Raw genomic sequence first — 23019 nt, forward strand, 5'->3', positions numbered from 1 at the left:
TCACTGACATAGTATCGCTATTTTAAAAAGGTATAATTATCGCCGCTTTGCTGATAGCGACCTTCGATATAGGAGAGGATTAAACGAGCTGCCACTTCCGATGTATTTTTCTCAAATACAAACTTTTTCGCATTTTCAGGAAGAATTTCAGGGGATCCGCAGGAACATATGGTGACAAGATTTTCTGGATTGAGATATCGAGCCGCAAATAGGCTGACAAATTCATTGATTACAATTCCTTTTGCGTTGGATTTACCTTTCGAAAATTCAACCAATTCTTTTTCGCTGTGGGCAAAGAGCAGATCCATTCCCTTTTCCTTTGCATAGCTGCTGATAAGATTGGAAAGTCCTTGGTTATTGCTCTTATATGAAATGATAAATTCAGGATTGCTGTTCAGCAATTGTTCCGATTTTCTAAATGCAGCATGATAATCCAATATAATTTTATGGAACAAGCTGTCGTCCAAGTAGCCATCGATAATTAAAACCGGAACATGAAAAATGTTTGAAATTTTATAAAAGATATCTTCACAAACATCCAGCAGAATCACGCCATCCAATTTTCTCTGTAAAACAACATTGAGTTCCGGAGAGTGAAGATCGACTTTTGTGAAAAGCACATGGTAGCCAAAACGATTTAAGATACGTTCGATTTGATTAATAAATTTGCAATAAATAAAATCTTGCCATGGGTTCTCAATGGTAAAGTCACAAACGTGTAAAATTCCAATTAGGCCGGATTTTTTGCCTGCAAGCGTGCGTGCGGTTAAATTGGGGATATACCCCATTTCCTTGCTGATCCTTAATACACGTTTTTTCGTTTCATCACTGATTTTTTGTCCCTTTACATGATTTAAGATATAAGAAACTGTTGCAATGGAAACGTTTGATTTTTCTGCGATATCCTTCATCGTTATATTTCCCAAATCCCGTTCCCCACCTTTTCCATGCCTTATTACGGAAGTGCTCAAACTACTTTAGCACGGTAAGCCGTGCCCTGTCAATAAAGGGGGTCTGGCAAGATTGGACCGCTGCAAAAACGGATGGGGCTTGCCGCTTTTCATACCATTACCAGAAAATATGCAGGCATAGGGGACTGAGCCAACATCCGTCAAAATCAGAAGCAGGTGATGATTTAAAATACATTCTTTCGATCTTTTTCATCTAACTGCTTTGTTTCCGGCATACATAATATTTGAATCACGTCAAATTTCGGGTTTTGTTTGCCGTTTGATCTCAGAACCAATGCGGTGTCAGAACCAAAACCCGTGCCGCCGATGGCGATGATTCGGCTTGTATCGGAAAGAAGGTTATTTTCCATGGCAGTTTCGGCAATTTCGAATGTGACTTTTGTACCTTGGGAAAAACTCCGTAATGCATTGGCAGTGTCCTGTTCGAAATAATGAACGCATGGTACCGCTAGAATCTGTTTCTTCCTCAATTCGTTTTTGATTTCCTCACTTTGACACCAGCCAAATGTATCGACTCCTACCGCAATGATTTTGATTCCCAAATCATGAAAAAAATTTGCGGCAAGGAGCGCGGTTTGACCGGTTGTTGAGGCCAATACAATTTCATTCATATGATGTGCCAGCACGTATTTTTTAACGATCTGAAAGACCTCTTCTGTATTGGATTTACCTGGCTTTTCAAAATAACAGACTGGCTCATTCATAACAGAAACCTCCTATATTTCTGATTGCATTATATGATTCGACCACTTCCTGTTTTTTACATACATTCCCTTTTCAAAGTTTCATTTCACCTTTGCAGCATGCGATTCAGAAAGGCCTTTTATTTTGCTGGTGCCATCCATACAGTGCGTGTATTTAGGCTCCTTTTATGGAAATTGCTTAAACGCTTAAGTGATTTTTAGAATATAGCATACGGCCTTATTTGTCAATATCAATTTAAAAATTTAGGAGAATCCGTGGGGCGAAACGCCAAATCAAATTAAAATTTTAAAAATGATTAATTTTCTGAAATTGCTTAACCTTTTTTGCGATGGGATAAAACTTTTACGAAAATAGCCGACTCCTAACATTGCTTGGCAACTTAACAATATGATGTTAAGTTATATATTGATACATAATTCATAATAAATTTTAATATATTCAGTAAAATATTGACAAATATAAATAATCGTGCTATATTATTGCTTGCAAAGCATTATATTCTAGATTTTATGTCAGAGGGAGGCTTTCCCGATAAAAACAGTATCCATTAGTTGGCAGCACTGGGCACGATCATTCATTTTAGAACATCCGGCCCATAGGCCAAACGTCTGATTTATTGAAGCGTATCATACAAAAAGCCGAAAATGCTGCGGCAGTTACCAACAACATTTCCGGCGTTTCCCTTAATGGTTCCGATTAATCCAGTTCGCACGAAACTAATATTCTGTTTTCTTCTCCAGCTTTGCCATAGTCTAGTGAAAACATTTTTTGCAAGGTTTGAACGGCAATATCAGCAACTTTTCTATTTGGAAAGTAAATTCTTTTTGTGTCGGGCAGCAACAGATTGGTTTCATCCAAATTTGACACGACAACAAGATCTTGCCGATTAATATACAGTTCTGTTTCCAGTCCAAGGATATCGCCCAGCACAATTGCCTTTTTTTGACGATGGTTCTGAAGAAACAGCCTTAAACTGGAACTCGAGGTATTAATAAAAACGTCATGGGGAGGGAATCCTCCGATAATTTGATTTTTTAAATCTTCGTTACAGATATCTTCCATTACAAGAATCGGTGAGTTTGTGCTTAGCATAGCTTTTGCCTTACGAATCGCATCTTTATAATCTGGATAAATCTTGCAGAATAAACTGTCATGAATGTTACAGTTTAAAAAAAGAATGGGTACATAGTAGTGTTGCGTGATTTTATTAGCAACTTTGTTATCAATATCAATCAAAAAAAACGCGTTAAAATTGTGCCTTGAAATGGCAGCCATGTCTTTTTCCGGGTCTTTCGTTTCTATGACAAGCGTTTCAAAGCCAAGTTCTTTCATTCGGACGCTTATCTTTGAAGCAAGATCATAATAGCACATTCTTTTTCCGGCGGAATCGTTATCTTTGAAATTGATAACAACCCCAACCTGATTGCTTTTGCGCTTTTTTACCGAATCGCGCGGCTTATAATGCAACCGTGTTGCAGCTTCCGTTATTTTCAAACAGGTGTCATGCCCGATTTTTTCATTTTCAGAGTGGTTCAAAACATAGGAAACAGTGGCCACCGAAACATTGCATTCTTTCGCAATATCCCGCATGGATACTTTATGTTTTGCCATATTAACCGTTCCCCCCGAAATTTCTTTGGGTATCATTCTATCATGCTTAGACAATCTATGCAAGAATGAAGGCTGTGTTGATATTTTATAATTGAATTTATATAAAAGATTGGGAATGTTGAGAAGCACAATCTTAGCAAGTGATTTTATTTGCTGATTCAACAAGATGGAATAAGGGGAGGTCTATGCATTGACGAAAAAAACAAGTTCAACCATTTTATCCTGCCTTTTTTGGGGCAGCGGTCAGTTTTTTATTGGCAAACAAAAGTTAAAAGGAATTCTGTTTTTTGTCGCCCAGGTTTTACTTTTTGGAATCGAGCTGATATCCGGTTATTGGTTTAATTTTTTTGCCGGGCAAATTCCGGATTTTCAAATACGCTTATACGGCGGCTATTTTACACAGGGAATCTGGGGACTTCTCACGTTAGGCACAGTTCCTGGGGAGGATCATTCGACCTATTTAATGATCCATGGAATTATGTCGTTAATGTTCCTAATGACTTTTTTAGGAATTTATATTTGGAATATTGTAGATGCTTATTGCACGGGAAAAGCAATTGAAGACACACACACTTACCTAAGTTCACGTGCCTATGGAAAAAAATTATATCAAAAAATGTTCCCTTATCTTGTGCTGACGCCGATTCTCTTTGTTGTTTTATATATTGTTGTTATGCCAATTATTTTTTCTATTCTCACGGCTTTTACGAATTATAACGTGAATCATCTTCCTCCTGCCAATTTAGTGCAATGGGTTGGTTTGGACAATTTTAAAAAATTAATCAGCATACCAATATGGTCCCAAACCTTCGTTATCGTTTTGGTTTGGACCGTTATATGGGCTTTTCTTGCCACTTTTTCCACTTATTTTCTGGGCCTTTTTCAGGCGCTGCTCATCAACAGCAAATATGTTAAGCACAAATCGCTTTTTCGCTCCATTTACATACTGCCATGGGCGATTCCGGGAATGATTTCGCTTTTAATGTTCCGAAATTTATTTAACGGGCAGTTCAGCCCTTTGAACCAATTCTTACTGGACTGTGGACTTATTCATAGCAGAATACCGTTTTTGTCCGATGCTTTCACCGCGAAAATTACGATTGTTGCAGTGAATCTGTGGATCGGATTTCCGATGTTTATGGTTATGCTGCTCGGCGTTTTAGCTAATCAAGATGTAACACTTTATGAGGCGGCCGAAATTGACGGGGCTAATAAATTTCAGGTTTTTCGGCGGATTAAGCTGCCACTCTTGATGAAAGCGACTGCACCTTTGGTGGTGATGAATTTTGTTGGCAATTTCAACGGATTCGGATTCATCTACTTTCTTACCAATGGCGGACCCAATAATTCCGCGCTGCAATTCGCGGGTGACACCGATATTTTGATTTCATGGATTTACAAATTGACTCTGGATCAAAACATGTACAATATGGCGGCTGTTTTAAATATCCTAATTTTCATTTTAGTCGGTGTGGCATCATATTGGAATTTGAAGAATACCACCGCAATTAAGGAGATGTAAATACATGAAAGAAAGAATAAGCTCCTTTTTGGTGCATTTCGAATTAATTGTTGTATCGCTTTTTGTTTTAATTCCAATTGTTTGGATTATTCTGTCATCGTTTAATCCCGGGGACAGTCTGGCTTCCTCATCACTAATCCCCAAAAAACTTACTCTCTACAATTACATCAGGCTTTTTCAAGAAACCAATTACTTGGTCTGGTTTAAAAATTCTTTCTTGATTGCGACCTTTACTGCGGTGGTTTCCGTTGTTCTTATTATGATAACCGCATGGGTCGTTTCACGTTTTCGTTTTAAGGGCAGAAGATTAGGCTTGATTGGGTTACTGCTTCTTTCTATGTTCCCAAACTTTTTATCCATGACCGCGCTCTATACTCTGTATTTGACGATGGGTCTGCTAAATCATCCGCTTGCACTGGTCATTATTTATGCAGCGGGCGCAATCCCGTATAATGTCTGGCTGGTCAAAGGTTATTTGGACGGCATTTCAAAAGAGATTGATGAGGCGGCCTATATTGATGGCTGTTCCTATTTTTCAACCTTTTTCAAAATCATTTTGCCAATGTCCAAACCAATTATAACTTATTGCGCAGTGTCCCAGTTCATGTTTCCGTGGATGGATTTCATTATGCCCAGCATGCTTTTGTCAACGGATAACGACAACACAACCGTTGCCATTGGTCTTTATAATATGATCGCCGGAAAGGAAAATGATAAATTCACCATGTTTGCAGCAGGGTCTATTCTGATTGCGATTCCAATCACCATTTTATTTATCGTGTTTCAGAAATACCTGGTTCAGGGCGTTGCTGCCGGTGCAAATAAGGGTTGAGTGGTGGATTGGTTTCTTACGTGATGGAACAATCCATTTTTTAAAATTTATATATTCTGTGCCATGCACGCAATGAAAGGAGAACAAGTATGCAGTTAAAAAAAATTTTGGCATTCACTTTGTGTCTTTCGCTCGCATCCCCTTTGACCGCCTGTAAATCCAATATACCGGTGGACACCACGAAATCAGCGGTATCGGAAAACGCCGGTTCAGCAAGTGCGGAGGCACTGACTCCGGAAAAGGGCGCAACATTAATGTTTCGTACGGGCGGCAACGACAGTGATTTGGCGTGGGGCAAAGCGGTTGCCGAAAAGTTTAAAGAAAAGTATGGGGTCTCGGTAACCGTACAAAAAGGAACGATGGACAATCTAAAAAAAGCAAAGCTGGAAGCGGTGGCAAAAACAGGTGTGGATGTGTTTATGCTGGCACACGACCAGTCCTATCAGGCTATTGTACAGGGAATACTCCTTCCTTTCGACAACAGCATTGTACAGGACATGAAAAATGATGTCAGTCCTGTAGCATTGCAAACCGTGACAAAGGACGGCAAAACTTATGGCGCACCTGTCTCAGTCGAAACTTCGGTCCTATTTTACAATAAAAAGCTGGTAAAAACCCCAGCTACAACATTTGAACAGATCTTTAAGGAAGCAGAAACTTACAATGATATTAAACAGAATAAATTCTGGTTCTTATTTAACGCAAACGAAGGGGCATCCCTTTACCCCATGCTGAGTACCTACGGATATAATTTATTCGGCGCCGATGGTACGGATGAAAGTAAACCTAACTTCGATACTCCAGAATTTTTAAAAGGGCTGCAGGTCGTTCAAAAATTCCACGACCTAATGCCAATGAAAGCAATCGATTCCAACAACACGGATTTTCTTAACAAGCAATTTACCGATGGCAAAACAGGTTATATCATGAGCGGCCCTTGGGATGTGAAAACTTATCAAAATGCTAACGTCGATTTTGGAGTTATTCCGGTTCCAACCTATGATGGAAAACAGATGAAGGTGTTTTCCTACATTCAAAATGCCCATGTAGCGTCCTATACGAAATACCCCAAAGCGGCACAGCTTTTTGCGCAATACCTCGTTTCCATTGAAAGCGCGGAGCTCCTTTACTCCAAAGCATCAAAGATTACGGCCAGAAACGATATTTCCAAGGTCAGCGGGCTTTCAACCGACCCGATTTCCGGCGCTATTTTAAAGGCATTTGAAAAATCGGTTCCTATGCCAAGCGCAAAGAGGATTTCTTATTTTTGGTCGATCATCGGTGAAATTGGGCCGGAAGTATTCGATGGAAAATTAACGCCTGAAAATGCACAGAAAAAAGCGGTATCAGAATGGGACAGTTTGGTACAGACTGAATCTTAAGGCTTTTTCAAAAGACTGTTTTCTTCGTGGATTTTTAAGACACAATCAGGAGGATCATCTTGAACTTACAAGCACTTTATCATAACCCCAAAAGTAACTATGCGTTTGCTTATAATACTCATGAATTACATATCCGGTTACGTACAGCAAAAGATGACTGCAAATCCGCAGTACTGGTCATCGCAAAAAAACATGCATGGATGGAAAAGCAAAAGTTCCAAATGAAAAAGGTCGCCACCGACCGCTACTTTGATTATTACCAGTATAACTATGTAACAAATGATCCGCGGCTGGGCTATTATTTTCTCATATCAGATGGAAAAACCACTCATGTTTATTCCGAATCCGGGGTAACCAAAGCATTCGATGATGAATATGCTTATTTTCATTATTTCCAGTATCCGTTCATTAATCCGATTGACGTTCATACCATTCCTCAGTGGGTCCACGAAGCGGTCTTTTATCAGATTTTTGTGGAACGCTTTTGTAATGGCGACCGCAGCAATGACCCCCAGAATGTCTCCCCGTGGAAGGAACTTCCCAAGCCCAAAAGCTTTTCCGGCGGCGATTTACAAGGCATCCTTAAAAAGCTTGATTATTTAAAAGAGCTTGGAATCAATGGATTATATCTTACTCCAATCTTTGAATCGCCCAGCAACCATAAATACGACACAACCGATTACCGCAAGATTGACCCTTCCTTCGGGGAGAAAGACCTGCTGTGCCAGCTGGTAAAGCAGGCGCATAAAAAAGGAATACGGATTATTCTGGATGGAGTATTCAATCACAGCGGTTACTTTTTCGCCCCGTTTCAGGACGTTTTGAAAAACGGCGCCCGGTCCCAATATGCAGACTGGTTCCATTTCTTAGAGTTTCCTGAAAATGGCCACAAACCGAAATACCGGTGCTTTGGGACGAGTCCAAATATGCCGAAGCTCAACACATCCAATCCACAGTTAAAACAATATCTTTTTGATACGGTCGCCTACTGGATGAAAGAAACAGGAATTGATGGCTGGCGCCTTGATGTTTCCGATGAAATTGACCACCAGTTCTGGCGGGACTTCCGCAAACTGGTTAAGGATATTAACCCGGAAGCTGTCATTATTGGAGAAAATTGGCACAACTCCTACCCGTGGCTGATGGGCGATCAATTCGATGGCGTGATGAACTACCCGGTAACGAAATCGTGTATTCAGTTTTTTGCATCACAGGAAATCAGTGCGGAAGAATTTGCAGAGGATCTGTATGCCTACCTAATGAGGAACTCAGACCAGGCCAATTTCTCCATGCTGAATCTTTTGGATAGCCATGATACCATGCGCTTCCTAACATGGTGCCAAGGGGATATAAAGAAACTGATGCTGGCCATTCTGTTTTTGTTCAGCTATGTGGGCATACCCTGCACCTATTATGGAACGGAAATCGGTATGGAAGGCAATGGTGACCCGGACAGCAGGCGTACCTTTGACTGGGAGGAAAGCCATTGGGACAAAGAGCTGCTTGCCTTTTATAAGCGAGTCATCGCTTTTCGAAAAAAGTGTAAACCACTTCAATATGGTACCATACAAATGTGGGCCAACGACGGGGTGTTCTATCTGAAGCGGGAGTATGGTCATGAAAAAGTTCTAACCGTATTAAACAGAACAAAAGAGGGCAAAAACATTGTTTTGCCGGCTGGCAAAGCAATGGAATGGGTCACCACTGAAAAAACAGCAGACATACACACGGGATTTTTAAAACCATTTGAAGGACTCTCTTGTTACTACTCCGTTTGAATTGACAGGGCCGCTATTTCCGGTAGAGATTGGCACGCAAACTTGCAGAGTTTCCAGTTTCGCATAAGATTGTTTGTGTTTGTTCCACGCCGATTTTTCAGCGTATGCCGGTTGGCGATGAGAAACATCACAAGGCAGACTGCTGTGACCGCACAAGGACGATCAGCAGAAGCCGTGAAAGGGGAAACAGGTAAGAAATCAGCAGATTCAACCCAATGCAGACGGCGGAAATACCAGCAGGAAGATTTTTAGTTTTGGCTTTTTCAAAGGCATGGTGATTTCTCCTTGCACTGAATTTTGAGAAGAAGGATGATTACACAATAACGTTTATCCTATCTTATCATGCATTTTATAATTATCAATAGGAAATAAAATAACCGGCATGAAAATGCCGGTTATTTTGCTATACTGCAGTGGCATCCTTCAAAGCGTCTGCAAAAAGCCTTTCAGCCGCGCGGCAATCCGCTTGTGTCCCTCGTCGTTAGGATGCAACCCGTCCGGGCAGAAGCGTTCCTGCAAAACGGGCACGCAGGGCTGAATCCCGCTGACGGCGTACAAATCCAGCACCGGAACGGCGTAATACTGTGCGACCTCTTTTAGAATGCCGACATAAACGGAAAGGGGCGCCGTGCCGACGGCTTTGCTGCCGTCGCCTTTTGGGTCTTCCTCCCCAAGCCGGTGCAGGGGCGTCATGACCACAATGGTGCCGGACGGGTATTTCTGAATCAGTTTTTCCAGCAACACATGGCAGGCGCCGTAAAAGGTATAGGGCGTACGGTCGGAAAAATCGCCCAAGGGTGCATCACCGTGGCCGTAATCGTTGGTCCCGCCGAATACCACAACCGCATCCGCGTCATCTTCCATCGTTTCCACCCGTGAAATGAAATCCTGATCCCAGTCCGGGTGTTCCGGGTGAAGCTGAGCCGCGATTCTGGTTCCGCTGATGCCGTAATTCCGCGCTTCGGCAAGCCCGGCTTCCTTTTTCAGAATATTTAAATAGATGTGTTCTTCACAGGAAACGCCCACGCCCTCTGTAATGCTGTCGCCTAAAAAGTTAATCTTCTTATTTTTCAGTTCCAATTTGAACCATCTCCCGTTCCCTATTATAACAGACAGGGAGGCTACATCAAGAAGAAATTCCCAGCACAGCGTTTGACAGAAGAACCCGATCTGCTTATAATAACGAGCAGACAAACCGCTTAGGATTTTGCGAGAGCAGGGGAGGGGAAAACAATGAAACCAATGGAAGAGCTGGATGCTGCCGGGGCAGCCAAACTGAAATACGTGCTTTGCGATATTGACGATACAATTACGACGAACGGGAAGCTGACCAAAGAATCGTATGCGGCGCTGTGGGATCTGCACAAAAGCGGATTCGAAGTGATTCCGGTGACGGGCAGGCCCGCCGGATGGTGTGACCTGATTATCCGGGAGTGGCCGGTGCGGGCGGTCATCGGGGAAAACGGAGCGTTTGTTTATTATTGGGAAGGCTCAAAAATCCGGACGCTCGTTCACCCGTCCGTTGCAGGGCCGGAAGTCCGCGCGAAGCTGGAGGCAGTCCGGCAGGCCTGCCTAGCCGGTGTGCCCGGGTGCCGCGTGGCGCGCGATCAGTTTGCACGCATTTACGATCTAGCCATAGATTTTAATGAGGACGAACCGAAACTTGGGCTGGAAGCCGCTGAAAAAATCCGTCAAATCTGCGTTTCACTGGGTGCGCAGGCGAAAATCAGCTCCATCCACGTGAATACATGGTTCGGGGATTATAATAAGCGCGCCATGGCGAAGTTGTTTTTTCAAAGCGTACTGCGGGAGGAGAATATGAAAGAACGCTGTATCTTTTTCGGCGATTCTCCAAACGACGAGCCGATGTTTGAAGCGTTTCCCAACAGCTGTGCGGTGGCGAACATTCTTCCGTTTATCGGGCAGCTGCGCCACCTGCCGACCTACGTGACCAGGCAAAAAGGCGCAGACGGCTTTGCGGAGGCGGTGCGGCATATTTTAACACTGGTAAATGCATGATGATCCTGATTTTTATTTCCGTGTTCGTACTTTTTTGATCTGTCCGCGCCATTTCCCGCCCAATATTCCTCTGTTTGCGCGAAGCACTACCGATTTCTTATTGATTGCGTTAAATTGATCAATAATTGCCGTGATAGGAAAAACACATTGTTTTGCTGTGCCATTTTGCTATAATAGCCTTAAAATATAATGGGTGTATTTTGCAGAGTCGGTGATAGGTGGTAAGGCCCCGTGCTATTCACGGAATTTTTACAGACCCAGCGCCGCCGGCTCCAAATGCAGCCCCAGAAATGGATCGGTATGATGGAATGGGGAGAAATAAAATGGTACAAAACGAGGGGATTTACAAGCCGCTGACACTTCACGCCATGGTCAGCGACGGCATGGTTTTACAGCGGAACGCGGAAGCCAGAGTATGGGGATGGAGCGAACCGCACGAAAAAATCCGGGTTCGCTTTTTAAACCGCAGTTACCAGACCGCCGCAGATGCAGCCGGAAAATGGACTGTTACTTTGGAGAAGCACTCCGCGGGCGGGCCGTACGAAATGGAGATTGAGGGCCGGGAAAAAATTGTCGTGCATGATATTCTCATCGGCGACGTGTGGATCTGCTCCGGGCAGTCCAATATGCAGCTGCCGATGGAGCGCGTGAAAGACAAGTATCCGGACGTGGTTGCCCATGCGGAAAACCCTTTTATCCGGCAGTTTACCGTGCCGGAGCAATATGATTTTTGCACGCCGCGGGAAAACCCCGAGGGAGGCGCGTGGGAACCTGTAAACAAGGACACCATACTGAATTTTACGGCAGCGGGATACTTCTTTGCCGAGGAACTGTATCGGACTTATTCTGTGCCGATCGGACTCATTAAAATGGCAATCGGCGGCTCCCATGTGGAAGCGTGGATGAACCGGGAATCCCTGCAGGGGTATCCGGATAAAATCCAGACAGTCGAACGTTTTAGTGACAGCGAGTATGTTGATTCGCTCATTCAGCGGGAAGCAGACCGGGAAAAGGAATGGTATGAACGGCTCGACCGGAACGACCAAGGGCTGCAAAGCGGGCAGCTGCCGTGGTATGACGAAGATTGCGATGACTCCGATTGGCCGCAAATGCCCATTCCGTCGTATTGGGCGGAGCATGGCCTTGGCGCAGTGAACGGTTCGTTCTGGTTCCGCCGGGAGGTGGACCTGCCCGCTTCCCTGGCGGGACGACCGGCAAGAATTTTTATGGGCCGCATTGTGGACGCAGACTATGTCTATATCAACGGCGTTCTGGTGGGGACGACTGCCTACCAGTATCCCCCGCGGAAGTACGATGTCCCCGCCGGTCTGCTGAAGGAGGGGCGCAATACAATTGCCGTCCGGGTAATCAGCAACCGCGGCAAGGGCGGGTTCATTACCGAAAAGCCGTATGAGCTGATTTTTTCGGATCAAACGGTGGATCTGTCCGGCCCGTGGAAGTACCGGGTCGGCACGATTATGGAGGAGCTTCCCGACAAAACCTTTTTGCACCAAATTCCGCTCGGGCTGTTCAACGGAATGCTTTCGCCGGTCGCCGATTATACGGTAAAAGGCGTCATCTGGTATCAAGGAGAATCCAATACGCCGTGGCCGGAACAATACGCGGACCTTTTTACCCGCATGATTCTGGAATGGCGCAAGAAGCTGAACCGGCAGGACCTGCCGTTCCTTTATGTCCAACTGCCGAATTACTTAGAACGCGAAAACATGCTGGCAGTGAACCAATGGGCGCCGCTGCGGGAAGCTCAGCAGCAGGCACTGCGGCTTCCGCATACGGCGATGGCTGTGGCCATTGACGTTGGTGAATGGAACGACCTGCATCCGCTGAATAAGCGGGACGTCGGCAAGCGGCTGGCGCTTGCCGCGCGGAAAGTCGCGTATGGCGAAGAACAAATTACGGCGGCAGGGCCGATCTTTGAAAAAATGGAAGTCCAGGGGAACAAGGCTATGCTGAGCTTTTCCAATACGGGCTCCGGACTGGTGTCCAAAGACGGCGAACCGCTCCGCAACTTCGAAATTGCCGGTAAAGACGGGATTTTTTATCCCGCCGAGGCCCACATTGAAAACAATCGGGTGGTTGTGTCCGCGCAACCGGTCACGGAACCGGTTGCCGTGCGGTATGCATGGAGCGACAGTCCGCAAAATATTAATTTTTACAATCGGGAGGGATTGCCCGCAGCGCCGTTTCGCACCGGACAATAATACTATGGGGATGAGTTGAAATGCGAAAGAAAATCGATGCCAACTGGAAGTTTTATCCCGGAGGAGAATCTCCCTTCTGGGGGGTGAACAGCTCGGGGGTAACCGTTCATCTACCACATGATTTCAGCCTTTTGCAGAAGCGCGACCCAAACGCCAAAACTGGCGCGTCCAACGCTTTTTTTCCGGGAGGGCTGGGCTGCTATAAAAAAGAACTGCAAATTCCGGAAGAGTGGTGGGGCCAGGAAATCCTCCTGGAATTTGAGGGCGTGTATATGAACGCGGAAATCCGCGTAAACGGGCAGCTTATCATGCGGCATATTTACGGCTACACCAGCTTTTTCTGCGATATTACGCCGTATGTCCGCTATGGCGAAGCGAATTTTATCAGCGTAAACGTCAACAACGATGCCGTTCCAAATTCCAGGTGGTACAGCGGCTCCGGCATCTACCGTCATGTTTGGCTGGAAGTGCGTGATCCGCTGCATATTGCCTCATGGGGCGTTTCTGTCACAACACCGGCGGTTTCCACGGAACGGTCTGTGGTGCAGGTAAGGACAACGCTCGAAAACCATCGCCATGGCGGGGAGACGGTAACGCTCCGTTCGCGGCTGGTGGATCAAAACGGAGCGGAGGTTGCTGCCGCGGAGAACGAACTCCGGATTTCCGCCGGGGATAACATGGAAGTAACACAAACGCTAAATGTGATTCCTGCACGCCTTTGGTCGGTGGAAGACCCATATCTATATACGCTGATTAGTGAAGTCCTGCGGAACGGGACAGTAATTCAGGAACAAAAGACGCCGGTCGGCATCCGCTCGCTTTCTTTTGATGCAAAACAGGGTTTCCGACTAAACGGAAGGGAAATTAAGCTGAAAGGCGGCTGCGTCCACCATGACTGCGGTCCGCTGGGTTCGGCTGCCTATGACCGCGCGGAAGAGCGGAAAGTGGAGCTCCATAAAAAGAACGGGTTCAACGCGATTCGCTGTGCACATAACCCACCTTCGCCCGCATTTTTGGATGCCTGCGACCGTTTGGGCATTCTGGTAATTGACGAAGCGTTTGACTGCTGGCATGAACCCAAAAATCCCAACGATTACGGCGTGTATTTCGACCTGCTGTGGAAGAGCGACATGCGGGCCATGATTCTGCGGGACCGCAACCACCCCTGCGTGGTCATGTGGTCAACCGGAAACGAGATTCTGGAACGGGACGGCCGTTCCAACGGATACGCACTAGCGCGGGAGCTGGCCGACTATGTCCGTTCCCTAGACCCCACACGGGCAGTGACAAATGCTTTGTGTACGATTCCCAGCATCAACGATAAGGTGGATGAGCAGAGCCTTGCGGAGCTGGGGGACCAATGGGGGCCGCTGACGGAAAAGTTTACAGAGCCGCTGGATGTTGTGGGTTACAATTATCTGCGTCACCGCTATGAATACGACGGCAAAAAGTACCCCAGCCGCGTCATCTGTGGGACCGAAACCTATCCCGCTCAGGCGTTTGAGTATTGGGAACAGGTCACAAACAACCCACATGTAATCGGCGATTTTGTATGGACGAGTATGGATTATCTGGGCGAAGCCGGGCTTGGGCGCGTCTGGTATGGCGAGAAAAAGGGCTTTCTGGGCGATTACCCGTGGCATATGGCATTCTGCGGCGACTTTGACCTTTGCGGAAACAAGCGCCCGCAGTCTTATTATCGCGACTGTGTCTGGGGCATCTCGAAGGCGCCGTACATTGCAGTTTACAAACCGCAGTATTATGGGCAGACGGCCGGGCTTACTCCGTGGAGCTGGCCGGATGTGGTGTCATCATGGGATTGGCCGGGTTTTGAGGGCAAACCGGTTCAGCTGGAAATCTATTGCACCGACCACGAGGTCGAACTTCTGCTGAACGGAAAATCCCTGGGCCGGAAACCGGCGGGGAAGGAAAACAAATATAAAGCCTTTTTTGAAACGGAATATGAACCAGGCGAGCTTGCCACGGTTGGTTATGATGAAAACGGGTGGGAAACGTCGAAAACGGTGCTCCGCACCCCGAAGGAACCGGCGCAAATCCGCCTGACGCCGGACCGGACTGTGCTGGGAAACGGGGTGGGCGACCTGTGCTATATTACGGCGGAACTTGTGGACCGGGACGGCAATGTGGTATTCCACGCGGAAAATGACCTTTTCTTTTCGGCCTGCGGTGCCGGCACGCTGATTGCCGTGGCAAACAGCAATCCAGTGTCGGAGGAAATGTACGTCGGAAACCAAAGAAAGGCGTACGAAGGCCGGGCGCTGGCGGTTGTGCGTGCAGATGCCGCTTCCGGTGAAATTGTGCTTACCGCCATGGCCGACGGATTGCCCGCCGCCAGCGTGCACATTCAAGCTGCGGGAGGTAAATAACCCCTCCATTTGTGGTTTTTCCCTAGAATTTATGCGGCAAAGCCGCTCCACCGGTCGAACCCGGCGGAAGAAGAACGAAAAGATATAAAACAGAGCATATTTGAGGAATAAAACGGAGGGCTGGGCTTGGCAAGCTTGTCCTGTTTCGTCCCGTAATATGCTCTGCTGTTTTTCTGCCCGAAACCGTTTGAATTCTGGAAAACAAAGCTGCCAAGCCATTTTTTAGTCCTGTCCTGCGTCTTGATTGATAAGCATATTAAATAATACTTCGGTTTCTAGCCAAACTCTTTTGTATATTTATCAAGTAAAGACGGTAATCAAATCTTGCTGCGTTATACTCAATTGTTGCGCTGTTATCCAAAAAATATTGAAATCAAAGGGATAAAAAGTATAATTAGTTATGTTGGTGATATTACATAACATGACCAAAATGAAAAGGATTGTTTTATGCATTGCGTACAAAACAGCTGCCGCGAGATTGATTCGGATGGGATCACTATCAAAAGGATTTCATCGTTCCATAGATTGATTGTTCCACGGTCCCGGTAGATGACATTCTGCAAATAAAATGATATGGAGGAAATGTGTATGCAAAAGAAGAGCTTTACCAGAAACGTAAAGCGAATCGCTAAAGATTGGCAGCTTTACAGCTTATTGATTCTTCCGGTCCTTTACTACGTGATTTTCAAGTACGGACCGATGATCGGAAACGTGATTGCGTTCCGCAAATATGTGCCGGGCGGCCCCTGGCTTGGAACCAAATGGGTAGGGCTGAAATACTTCAAAATGTTTGTTACGGATCCGGCTTTTTGGAACGTGTTCCGCAATACGCTGGTCATCAGCGTGTCGTCCTTGGTTTTCAGCTTTCCGATTCCGATTATTTTTGCACTACTGCTGAATGAAGTTAAAAATGTCTTTTTCAAAAGAACCATTCAAACGATTTCGTATCTGCCGCATTTCCTCTCCATCGTTGTGGTCGCGGGCATGATCATTGACTTCCTGTCCCCGTCCGTTGGATTTGTAAATCAGGTTTTGAAGCAGCTGACCGGGCATACGATTCAGTTTATGCAGATTTCCTCCTATTTTGTACCGATTTATGTCATTTCGGGCATCTGGCAGGAAATGGGCTGGGGCGCCATCCTGTACCTTGCCGCGCTGACCAACATCAACACCGAGCTGTATGAGGCTGCGGAAATTGACGGCGCCGGAAGATGGAAGCAGACACTTCACGTTACCATTCCCGGCATCATGCCGACAGTCGCTATCCTGTTCATCCTGAACCTGGGCAACCTGCTGAACGTGGGCTTTGAAAAAGTCCTGCTGCTGTATAACCCAGCTATTTATGATACGTCCGACGTAATTTCCACCTATCTGTACCGAATCGCATTTACGACCAACAGCTTCAGCTATGCGACGGCAATCGGGCTGTTTGAATCAGTGATCGGTTTGGCGCTCGTTATTGGTTCCAACAAACTGACGAAAAAGTTTGCAGAAACCAGCCTGTGGTAAAAATCAGATAAGGAGGAACCACCATGATCATAAAATCGAAGGGCTACAAAACGTTTCGCGTCATCAATGTGTTTATCATGCTGTTGGTGATTGTGATTACGCTGTTTCCCGTGCTCAACATACTTGCAAAATCCTTCAGCGACCTGAAAAACCTGACGCAGAATACGGTAAGTATTATTCCGAAGGGGTTTAATGTAGATACATACAAAACCATTATGGGCGACATGGACTTTTGGAACGACTATAAAAATACAGTGATTTACACCGTGTTGGGTACCATCATCAGCTTAGTGATGACCACGATGTTTGCCTATGCACTTTCCGTTCCGCGCCTGATGGGTAAAAAGTTTTTGACCGCGTTTGTCGTGTTCACCATGTTCTTCAACGGCGGCATTATTCCGAACTACATGATTGTGAATGGATTGCATATGCGCAATACCGTCTGGGCTATCGTTGTCCCCGGTGCAATCAGCACGTTTAATTTGATTGTCATGCGCACCTTTTTTGAAGGAATCCCGAAAGAACTGGAGGAAGCGGCCTCCATTGACGGGATGAACACCTACGGCATTTTAATGCGGATTATTATTCCGCTTTCCAAGCCGATTATTGCTACCATGGTTCTGTTCTACGCGGTAGGCATGTGGAACAGCTGGTTCTCCGCATTCCTTTATCTGGATCATACCGAACTGCTCCCCGTAACCATTTATCTGAGGAACTTGATTGCCGGCGCGATGTCGGCCACAGGGGCGGACGCGGATTCGCTTGGAACCGTTTCGGTCAACATTAAATATGTGACCATTGTTCTGACCTCCGTTCCGATTCTGTGTGTCTATCCGTTTCTTCAGAAGTATTTCGTACAGGGTGTTATGATTGGCTCGGTAAAGGGATAATTCATTTTGGGCGCGCTATTTTTCATATAAATCATTCGTGGGAGGATTACGAAATGAGAAAAAAGTTATCCAAAGTAATTGCGATGATTCTTGCGATCGCCACCGCGGCAAGTGTTACAGCTGGCTGCAGTAAGAGCGACACAGGCAATGCCCCGGCCGCGTCTGAGGCAACCACCAGTGAGGACAGCAATATTACGACCAAAGACGGCTTCTTTTATTCCAAAGAACCCGTAACCTTTTCCATGCTGTTCAGCGACAACTCGGCGTATCCTTATAAGGATAGCTGGGAGTTCTTCAAAATACTCCAGGAAAAAACGAATGTAAAATTAGACCTGACCATCGTTCCAATGAGCGACTACAACAGCAAGAGAAGCGTTCTGATTGCTTCCGGCCAGGCACCGGAAATTATTCCAAAGACCTATCCTGGTTCGGAGGATCAGTACGTTACCTCCGGTCAAATTCTGCCGATCAGCGATTATGTGAATGAAATGCCGAACTATTCGAAGGAAGTCAAGGAATGGAACCTTGCGGATGACCTGAAGACCATTATGCAGGCAGACGGCAAGTACTACGTGCTTCCGGAACTGCATGAATCCTTTGTGCAGGACTATTCTCTCTGCGTCAGAACGGATATCCTCAAGAAAAATAACATTAAGATGCCGGAGACCTGGGATGAGTTCGAAAGCATGCTGAAACAGCTGAAAACATTGTATCCCGACGTTACTCCGTTCTCCGACCGCTGGCAGTTTGGCGCTACCATGCAGATTGCGGGCCCTGCATTCGTAAAGACACCGACCGGCCTGAAAGGAACGGATGCCGACTGGTCCGGTTCTCCGCTGTACTACAACAAGGACAAGGACAACTTTGATTTCTACCCCACCATGCAGGAGTATAAGACGGAGCTGGCGTATTTTAACAAGCTGGTTAAGGAAGGCCTGATGGACAAGGAAAGCGCTACCCAGACATCTGACCAGGCAATCAACAAATTTGTAACCGGAAAGTCCTTTGTTATTAGCTGCAATGCCCAGCAGTTGAAGGACTACCGCAAGAAGATGGCGGCCAACCTTGGCGAGGGCAACTTTGAAGTTGAAAAGCTGAACATTCTTTCCGGACCGGCCGGTAAAAATATTAGCGGCAATCGTCTGGAAAATGGCATTCTGATTACCCAGAAAGCGAAGGAAGACAAAAACTTTAAGACTCTGCTGAAGTTTGTTGACTGGCTGTATTACAGCTATGAGGGTCAGGAATTCTGCAAGTGGGGTGTGGAAGGCACTCACTTTACAAAGGATGGCAACAACTACAAGCTGAACGACAGCTACACTCTGCCGGATTACGGCCTGAATCCGGATGCTAAGAACGCCAAAGACTTCCGTAAGGATCTGGGCTTCGCCAGCGGTGTATTCATCCTTTCTTATGGCGGCCCGAATACGCTTGCTTATTCCTATATGGCGGACGAAGACAAGAAGTTTTCGGAAAACGTAAGCAAGACCTGCACGCTGCTCCCCAATGCACCGAAGATTGCATATGACGAGGATACCAAGGAATCCCAGAATATGCTGGAATCCACGCTGAAGGACTACATGAACCAGATGTCCTACAAGTTCATTCTTGGTCAAGCGGATCTTGACAAGGACTGGGACAGCTATGTAAAGACCTTCGACAGCAAGGGTGCTACGAAATACCTTGAAACGGCTAATGCCGCCTATCAGGAGCAGAAGAATAAATAATCCAGTTGCGGAATTGGTACTGTTTATGACGAAAAGTAGATTACTTTTGAAATTGGCTTGCGTAAAATCATTATATTAACTTAAGGGAATAGTCTAAGGCTGTCTGAAGACCATGTCTGCAATATGCATCCAGATAGCCTTAGACTCCTTTCGTTTCCGCTGATTGCGCGTGTTCGATGGAATGCAGGAGGATGATGACAAATGAAAGAAAGAAACGGGATTACCCAGCACCCGGCGTATCCTTGCTGGCTGAATTATAAGCAGTATCGAAAGGCTGCGGACCCGTGCTTTGAAAAATACGGTCGTGCGGTTCGGGTTGCAGAACCATCCCGGGTGCTGAATACGGCGGCCCAGGAGCTGTGCAGGGCGATGGAGGGTATTTTCGGTCTTACGCCGGCTGTGATTCGGGAGGACGACCGTCAGCCGTACATTCAGCTGTGTGTTACACCGGGAACCGCGGCAGCAGCCTCCGGATTTTGCATCCGCGCGGTGCAGGAAAACGGGCAGGATAAAATTGTGATTTCGGGCACCGATGAGGCGGAGGTGCTTTACGGTGTGTTCCGGTTCCTGTTCCTCATCGGCTCCGGGAAAACCATTGGGGAAATTGAAACGCAGGAAACAACCTGCAACCGGCTTCGTATTATGGAGCAGTGGGACAATCTGTCCGGAGAAATCGAACGCGGCTATTCCGGAAATTCCATCTTCTATGAACACGGAAAAATCACAAAGAATCTTGAGCGAATCCGCGATTATGCGCGGCTTCTTTCCTCGGTGGGAATCAATTATATTTCCATCAACAATGTGAATGTTTTTGAGGAAGAAACGAAATTTATTTCGGATGTTTACCTGCCGGAAATCGCGTCAATTGCATCGGTTTTTTCGGATTACGGAATCCGGTTGCTTTTAAGCATCAATTTCGCGTCGCCGATTGCGCTTGGCGGGCTGGAAACCGCTGACCCGCTGGACAGCGGCGTGCAAAACTGGTGGAAAGAAACGGCTGATCGGATTTACGCCCACATTCCGGATTTCGGCGGCTTTCTGGTGAAAGCGGACTCCGAATCGCGGCCGGGGCCATACACGTACGGACGGGACCATGCGCAGGGGGCCAATATGCTTGCCGACGCACTTCAGCCGCATGGGGGATTGGTTGTGTGGCGCTGCTTTGTTTACAACTGCCACACCGACTGGCGCGACCGCAAGCTGGACCGCGCAAGAGCCGCGTACGACAACTTTGTTCCGCTGGACGGAAAGTTCCGGGACAATGTTATTCTCCAAATTAAAAACGGGCCGATGGACTTTCAGATTCGCGAACCGGTTACTCCGTTGTTTGGCGCGATGGAAAAAACGAACCAGATCATCGAGTTCCAAATTGCGCAGGAATATACCGGCCACCAGATTGACCTTTGCTTCCTGGTGCCCCTGTGGAAGGAAGCATTGGACTTTGATACCGACGCGAAGGGCAAAGGCTCTTTTGTACGGGAGATTGTCAGCGGGAAGCTGTTCCATACACAAACCGGCGGTGTGGCGGGCGTGTCCAACATTGGGGACAGCCCGGCCTGGACCGGCAACCCGTTGGCGCAGGCAAATCTGTTCGGGTTTGGCAGGCTGGCGCGCAACCCCTCCCTTACAAGTCGGGAAATTGCAGAGGAATGGGTAAGACTAACGTTTGGCGGCGAAGCGGTGGTAGTGGAAAAAATCACGGACATGCTGCTCCGTTCCAGAGAAATTTATGAAAAGTATACCTGCCCGCTTGGCATCGGGTGGTTTGTAAACCCGGGGATTCACTATGGCCCGAGTGTGGATGGCTACGAATATTCCCGGTGGGGCACATACCACTATGCGGACTGGAAGGGAATCGGTGTGGACCGCACGGTGGCGACCGGAACCGGTTACGCGGGGCAGTATAAAGGCAGAAATGCGGAAATGTACGAGCACATGGAAACCTGTCCCGAAAACCTGCTCCTGTTTTTCCACCATGTTCCCTACAACTATGTTTTGAAATCGGGGCTGACCCTGCTTCAACACATTTACAACAGCCACTTCCAGGGCGTGGAGGAAGCTGCAGAGCTTCAGAAAACCTGGGATTCTCTGCGAGGCCTTGTGGATGAAACCATTTTTGAGGAGGTACAGCGCCGATTTGAACTGCAAATGAAGAATGCGGTGGAATGGCGGGACGTTGTCAATACGTATTTCTTCCGCAGAACGGGCATCCCCGACGAAAAGGGACGGCACATCTATCCGTAATTCTGCCGCGGAGGAAAAGAAAGAGATATCTCAAAGACAGCAGCGTAAGGCTTGCCGCCTTTGAGATATTTTTCTATATAAGCATGTAGGGAAGCGGCTTACAGGAAGATTACGTCCAGCAAAGTTCGGTGAAATTTTACATACTTGAAGGTTTATTCCTGCATAAGGCATTCTATTTACAAGAATCAATGGATATGTTATATTAAAATTGTAATATATACATAAAAAGAGGCACGAGAATGAAAATTGATGGGATCCATGAAAAGGAACTCTTTGAAAACAGTTTTCCCTTCCGGATTATTATTAATAATGACATTGACTTTCAGTATCCGCCGCATTGGCATAATGCCGTTGAAATTCTGTATATTGTAAAAAATGAATTCACCTTATTCGTAAATTCCAAAAAAATTGTCCTACAGGAAAAGGATATTCTTTTCATCCCAAGCGGTGACATTCATGAATTTAAAAGTGAAACGCCGACGGGAACCAGAATTTTTCTGAACTTTGAAACAACAAGCCTGGGCTGCTCCTATGGTTTTATGCAAGATATCCGCGGAATGCTGAGCCATGTTAGGCGGGTTCAGCCGGATGAAACGGAGCTTTATCAGGCGATTAAGACGGAAATTGATAAAATCCTGAAAGAATATGAAACCAACGGGTCCATCAGCCAGCTGTATTATATTGCAAGGATTATTGATATTCTGGTGCTGTTCTGCAAGAGCATGCCGATTCAAATGCGTACCGACACACTTGCAAACGGCCAACGCAAGGTTCTGGGTCTGGAAAAAATCAACAAGACGTTTGAATACATTGAAAAGAATTACCGGGAAGACATCAACCTGGATGATATTGCAAACGCGGTCGGTTTCAGTAAGTACTATTTTTCCAGAATTTTTAAGGATATTACAGAAAAAAGCTTTCATCAATACCTGAATGAGTTCCGTATTAAAAAGGCCGAAGAATTGCTGGAAAACGCCGATATTTCCATTTCACAGGCGGCGTTTGAATCCGGTTTTAGCAGCATTGCGACCTTTGACCGTTTATTTAAGCAGATTAAGGGATATACGCCGCAGGAATACCGTAAGCTGCGTGTGTGAATGCCCTCCTGTGGGATGGGATAAAATACTATTGAATTTTCGATTTTTTCCACAAAAAAGTGCTGCAAAATGAGTTTTTGCTCATATTGCAGCACTTTTCTTATACAAATTTTACGGCTGAAT

At 46.2% G+C, this 23019-nt stretch carries 16 protein-coding genes; 12 read left to right on the plus strand and 4 right to left on the minus strand.

Translation table 11 applies throughout. The features are described from left to right. Positions 1 to 17: 17 nt before the first annotated feature. The 3 genes from ACSVDI_RS02605 to ACSVDI_RS02615 all read right to left on the minus strand — a co-directional run bounded on the left by ACSVDI_RS02605 (position 18) and on the right by ACSVDI_RS02615 (position 3287). On the minus strand, positions 18 to 926 hold the full coding sequence (locus ACSVDI_RS02605) for a LacI family DNA-binding transcriptional regulator (RefSeq protein WP_457944494.1): 909 nt from the start codon (positions 924 to 926) through the stop codon (positions 18 to 20). Positions 927 to 1135: 209 nt separating this feature from the next. Further along, on the minus strand, positions 1136 to 1675 hold the full coding sequence (locus ACSVDI_RS02610) for a pyruvate kinase alpha/beta domain-containing protein (protein ID WP_457944495.1): 540 nt from the start codon (positions 1673 to 1675) through the stop codon (positions 1136 to 1138). Between the two features lie 697 nt (positions 1676 to 2372). Beyond that, positions 2373 to 3287, minus strand: coding sequence for a LacI family DNA-binding transcriptional regulator (locus ACSVDI_RS02615; protein WP_457944496.1), 915 nt, complete (start codon positions 3285 to 3287; stop codon positions 2373 to 2375). 190 nt (positions 3288 to 3477) lie between these two features. Between ACSVDI_RS02615 and ACSVDI_RS02620 the strand changes: the two genes are divergently transcribed. The 4 genes from ACSVDI_RS02620 to ACSVDI_RS02635 all read left to right on the plus strand — a co-directional run bounded on the left by ACSVDI_RS02620 (position 3478) and on the right by ACSVDI_RS02635 (position 8801). Next, positions 3478 to 4809, plus strand: coding sequence for a carbohydrate ABC transporter permease (locus ACSVDI_RS02620; protein WP_457944498.1), 1332 nt, complete (start codon positions 3478 to 3480; stop codon positions 4807 to 4809). A gap of 4 nt (positions 4810 to 4813) precedes the next feature. Then, entirely contained in the window at positions 4814 to 5641 is an 828-nt protein-coding gene (locus ACSVDI_RS02625; protein ID WP_457944500.1) for a sugar ABC transporter permease, read from the plus strand. Between the two features lie 89 nt (positions 5642 to 5730). Beyond that, positions 5731 to 7023 carry a sugar ABC transporter substrate-binding protein gene (locus tag ACSVDI_RS02630; protein WP_457944502.1) on the plus strand — a complete coding sequence of 431 codons (1293 nt, stop codon included), beginning with the start codon at positions 5731 to 5733 and terminating at the stop codon, positions 7021 to 7023. 59 nt (positions 7024 to 7082) lie between these two features. Continuing rightward, positions 7083 to 8801 carry a glycoside hydrolase family 13 protein gene (locus ACSVDI_RS02635; RefSeq protein ID WP_457944504.1) on the plus strand — a complete coding sequence of 573 codons (1719 nt, stop codon included), beginning with the start codon at positions 7083 to 7085 and terminating at the stop codon, positions 8799 to 8801. A 423-nt stretch (positions 8802 to 9224) separates the two neighbouring features. Here ACSVDI_RS02635 and ACSVDI_RS02640 read toward each other — a convergent pair whose 3' ends face one another. Then, positions 9225 to 9881, minus strand: a complete 657-nt coding sequence (locus ACSVDI_RS02640) for an SGNH/GDSL hydrolase family protein (protein ID WP_457944506.1) — start codon at positions 9879 to 9881, stop codon at positions 9225 to 9227. A gap of 153 nt (positions 9882 to 10034) precedes the next feature. Between ACSVDI_RS02640 and ACSVDI_RS02645 the strand changes: the two genes are divergently transcribed. The 8 genes from ACSVDI_RS02645 (at position 10035) to ACSVDI_RS02680 (ending at position 22896) form a co-directional block, all read left to right on the plus strand. Then, the gene (locus ACSVDI_RS02645; protein ID WP_457944508.1) at positions 10035 to 10820 is read left to right on the plus strand and encodes an HAD family hydrolase; all 786 of its coding nucleotides are present in this window, start codon (positions 10035 to 10037) and stop codon (positions 10818 to 10820) included. A 323-nt stretch (positions 10821 to 11143) separates the two neighbouring features. Beyond that, complete coding sequence (locus tag ACSVDI_RS02650; protein ID WP_457944510.1) at positions 11144 to 13042, plus strand: sialate O-acetylesterase; 1899 nt, start codon at positions 11144 to 11146, stop codon at positions 13040 to 13042. Positions 13043 to 13062: 20 nt separating this feature from the next. Further along, positions 13063 to 15429 carry a glycoside hydrolase family 2 TIM barrel-domain containing protein gene (locus ACSVDI_RS02655; protein WP_457944512.1) on the plus strand — a complete coding sequence of 789 codons (2367 nt, stop codon included), beginning with the start codon at positions 13063 to 13065 and terminating at the stop codon, positions 15427 to 15429. Positions 15430 to 16017: 588 nt separating this feature from the next. Continuing rightward, positions 16018 to 16938, plus strand: coding sequence for an ABC transporter permease (locus ACSVDI_RS02660; RefSeq protein ID WP_457944514.1), 921 nt, complete (start codon positions 16018 to 16020; stop codon positions 16936 to 16938). A 23-nt stretch (positions 16939 to 16961) separates the two neighbouring features. Next, on the plus strand, positions 16962 to 17828 hold the full coding sequence (locus ACSVDI_RS02665) for a carbohydrate ABC transporter permease (RefSeq protein ID WP_457944516.1): 867 nt from the start codon (positions 16962 to 16964) through the stop codon (positions 17826 to 17828). Positions 17829 to 17881: 53 nt separating this feature from the next. Then, a complete protein-coding gene (locus ACSVDI_RS02670) occupies positions 17882 to 19555 on the plus strand; it encodes an ABC transporter substrate-binding protein (RefSeq protein WP_457944517.1) in 1674 nt (557 codons plus the stop codon). Between the two features lie 201 nt (positions 19556 to 19756). Continuing rightward, a complete protein-coding gene (locus ACSVDI_RS02675; RefSeq protein ID WP_457944519.1) occupies positions 19757 to 21799 on the plus strand; it encodes an alpha-glucuronidase family glycosyl hydrolase in 2043 nt (680 codons plus the stop codon). Between the two features lie 239 nt (positions 21800 to 22038). After that, positions 22039 to 22896 carry a helix-turn-helix domain-containing protein gene (locus ACSVDI_RS02680; RefSeq protein WP_457944521.1) on the plus strand — a complete coding sequence of 286 codons (858 nt, stop codon included), beginning with the start codon at positions 22039 to 22041 and terminating at the stop codon, positions 22894 to 22896. Positions 22897 to 23019 lie beyond the last annotated feature (123 nt).

This window comes from Caproiciproducens sp. LBM24188 (genome assembly GCF_054130445.1).

Bases quoted from the DNA above. Each gene is read 5' to 3' on its own strand.
- ACSVDI_RS02625 (WP_457944500.1), top strand. From the start codon at position 4,814: ATGAAAGAAAGAATAAGCTCCTTTTTGGTGCATTTCGAATTAATTGTT.
- ACSVDI_RS02610 (WP_457944495.1), bottom strand. From the start codon at position 1,675: ATGAATGAGCCAGTCTGTTATTTTGAAAAGCCAGGTAAATCCAATACA.
- ACSVDI_RS02615 (WP_457944496.1), bottom strand. From the start codon at position 3,287: ATGGCAAAACATAAAGTATCCATGCGGGATATTGCGAAAGAATGCAAT.
- ACSVDI_RS02660 (WP_457944514.1), top strand. From the start codon at position 16,018: ATGCAAAAGAAGAGCTTTACCAGAAACGTAAAGCGAATCGCTAAAGAT.
- ACSVDI_RS02650 (WP_457944510.1), top strand. From the start codon at position 11,144: ATGGTACAAAACGAGGGGATTTACAAGCCGCTGACACTTCACGCCATG.
- ACSVDI_RS02680 (WP_457944521.1), top strand. From the start codon at position 22,039: ATGAAAATTGATGGGATCCATGAAAAGGAACTCTTTGAAAACAGTTTT.
- ACSVDI_RS02665 (WP_457944516.1), top strand. From the start codon at position 16,962: ATGATCATAAAATCGAAGGGCTACAAAACGTTTCGCGTCATCAATGTG.
- ACSVDI_RS02655 (WP_457944512.1), top strand. From the start codon at position 13,063: ATGCGAAAGAAAATCGATGCCAACTGGAAGTTTTATCCCGGAGGAGAA.
- ACSVDI_RS02630 (WP_457944502.1), top strand. From the start codon at position 5,731: ATGCAGTTAAAAAAAATTTTGGCATTCACTTTGTGTCTTTCGCTCGCA.
- ACSVDI_RS02645 (WP_457944508.1), top strand. From the start codon at position 10,035: ATGAAACCAATGGAAGAGCTGGATGCTGCCGGGGCAGCCAAACTGAAA.
- ACSVDI_RS02675 (WP_457944519.1), top strand. From the start codon at position 19,757: ATGAAAGAAAGAAACGGGATTACCCAGCACCCGGCGTATCCTTGCTGG.
- ACSVDI_RS02670 (WP_457944517.1), top strand. From the start codon at position 17,882: ATGAGAAAAAAGTTATCCAAAGTAATTGCGATGATTCTTGCGATCGCC.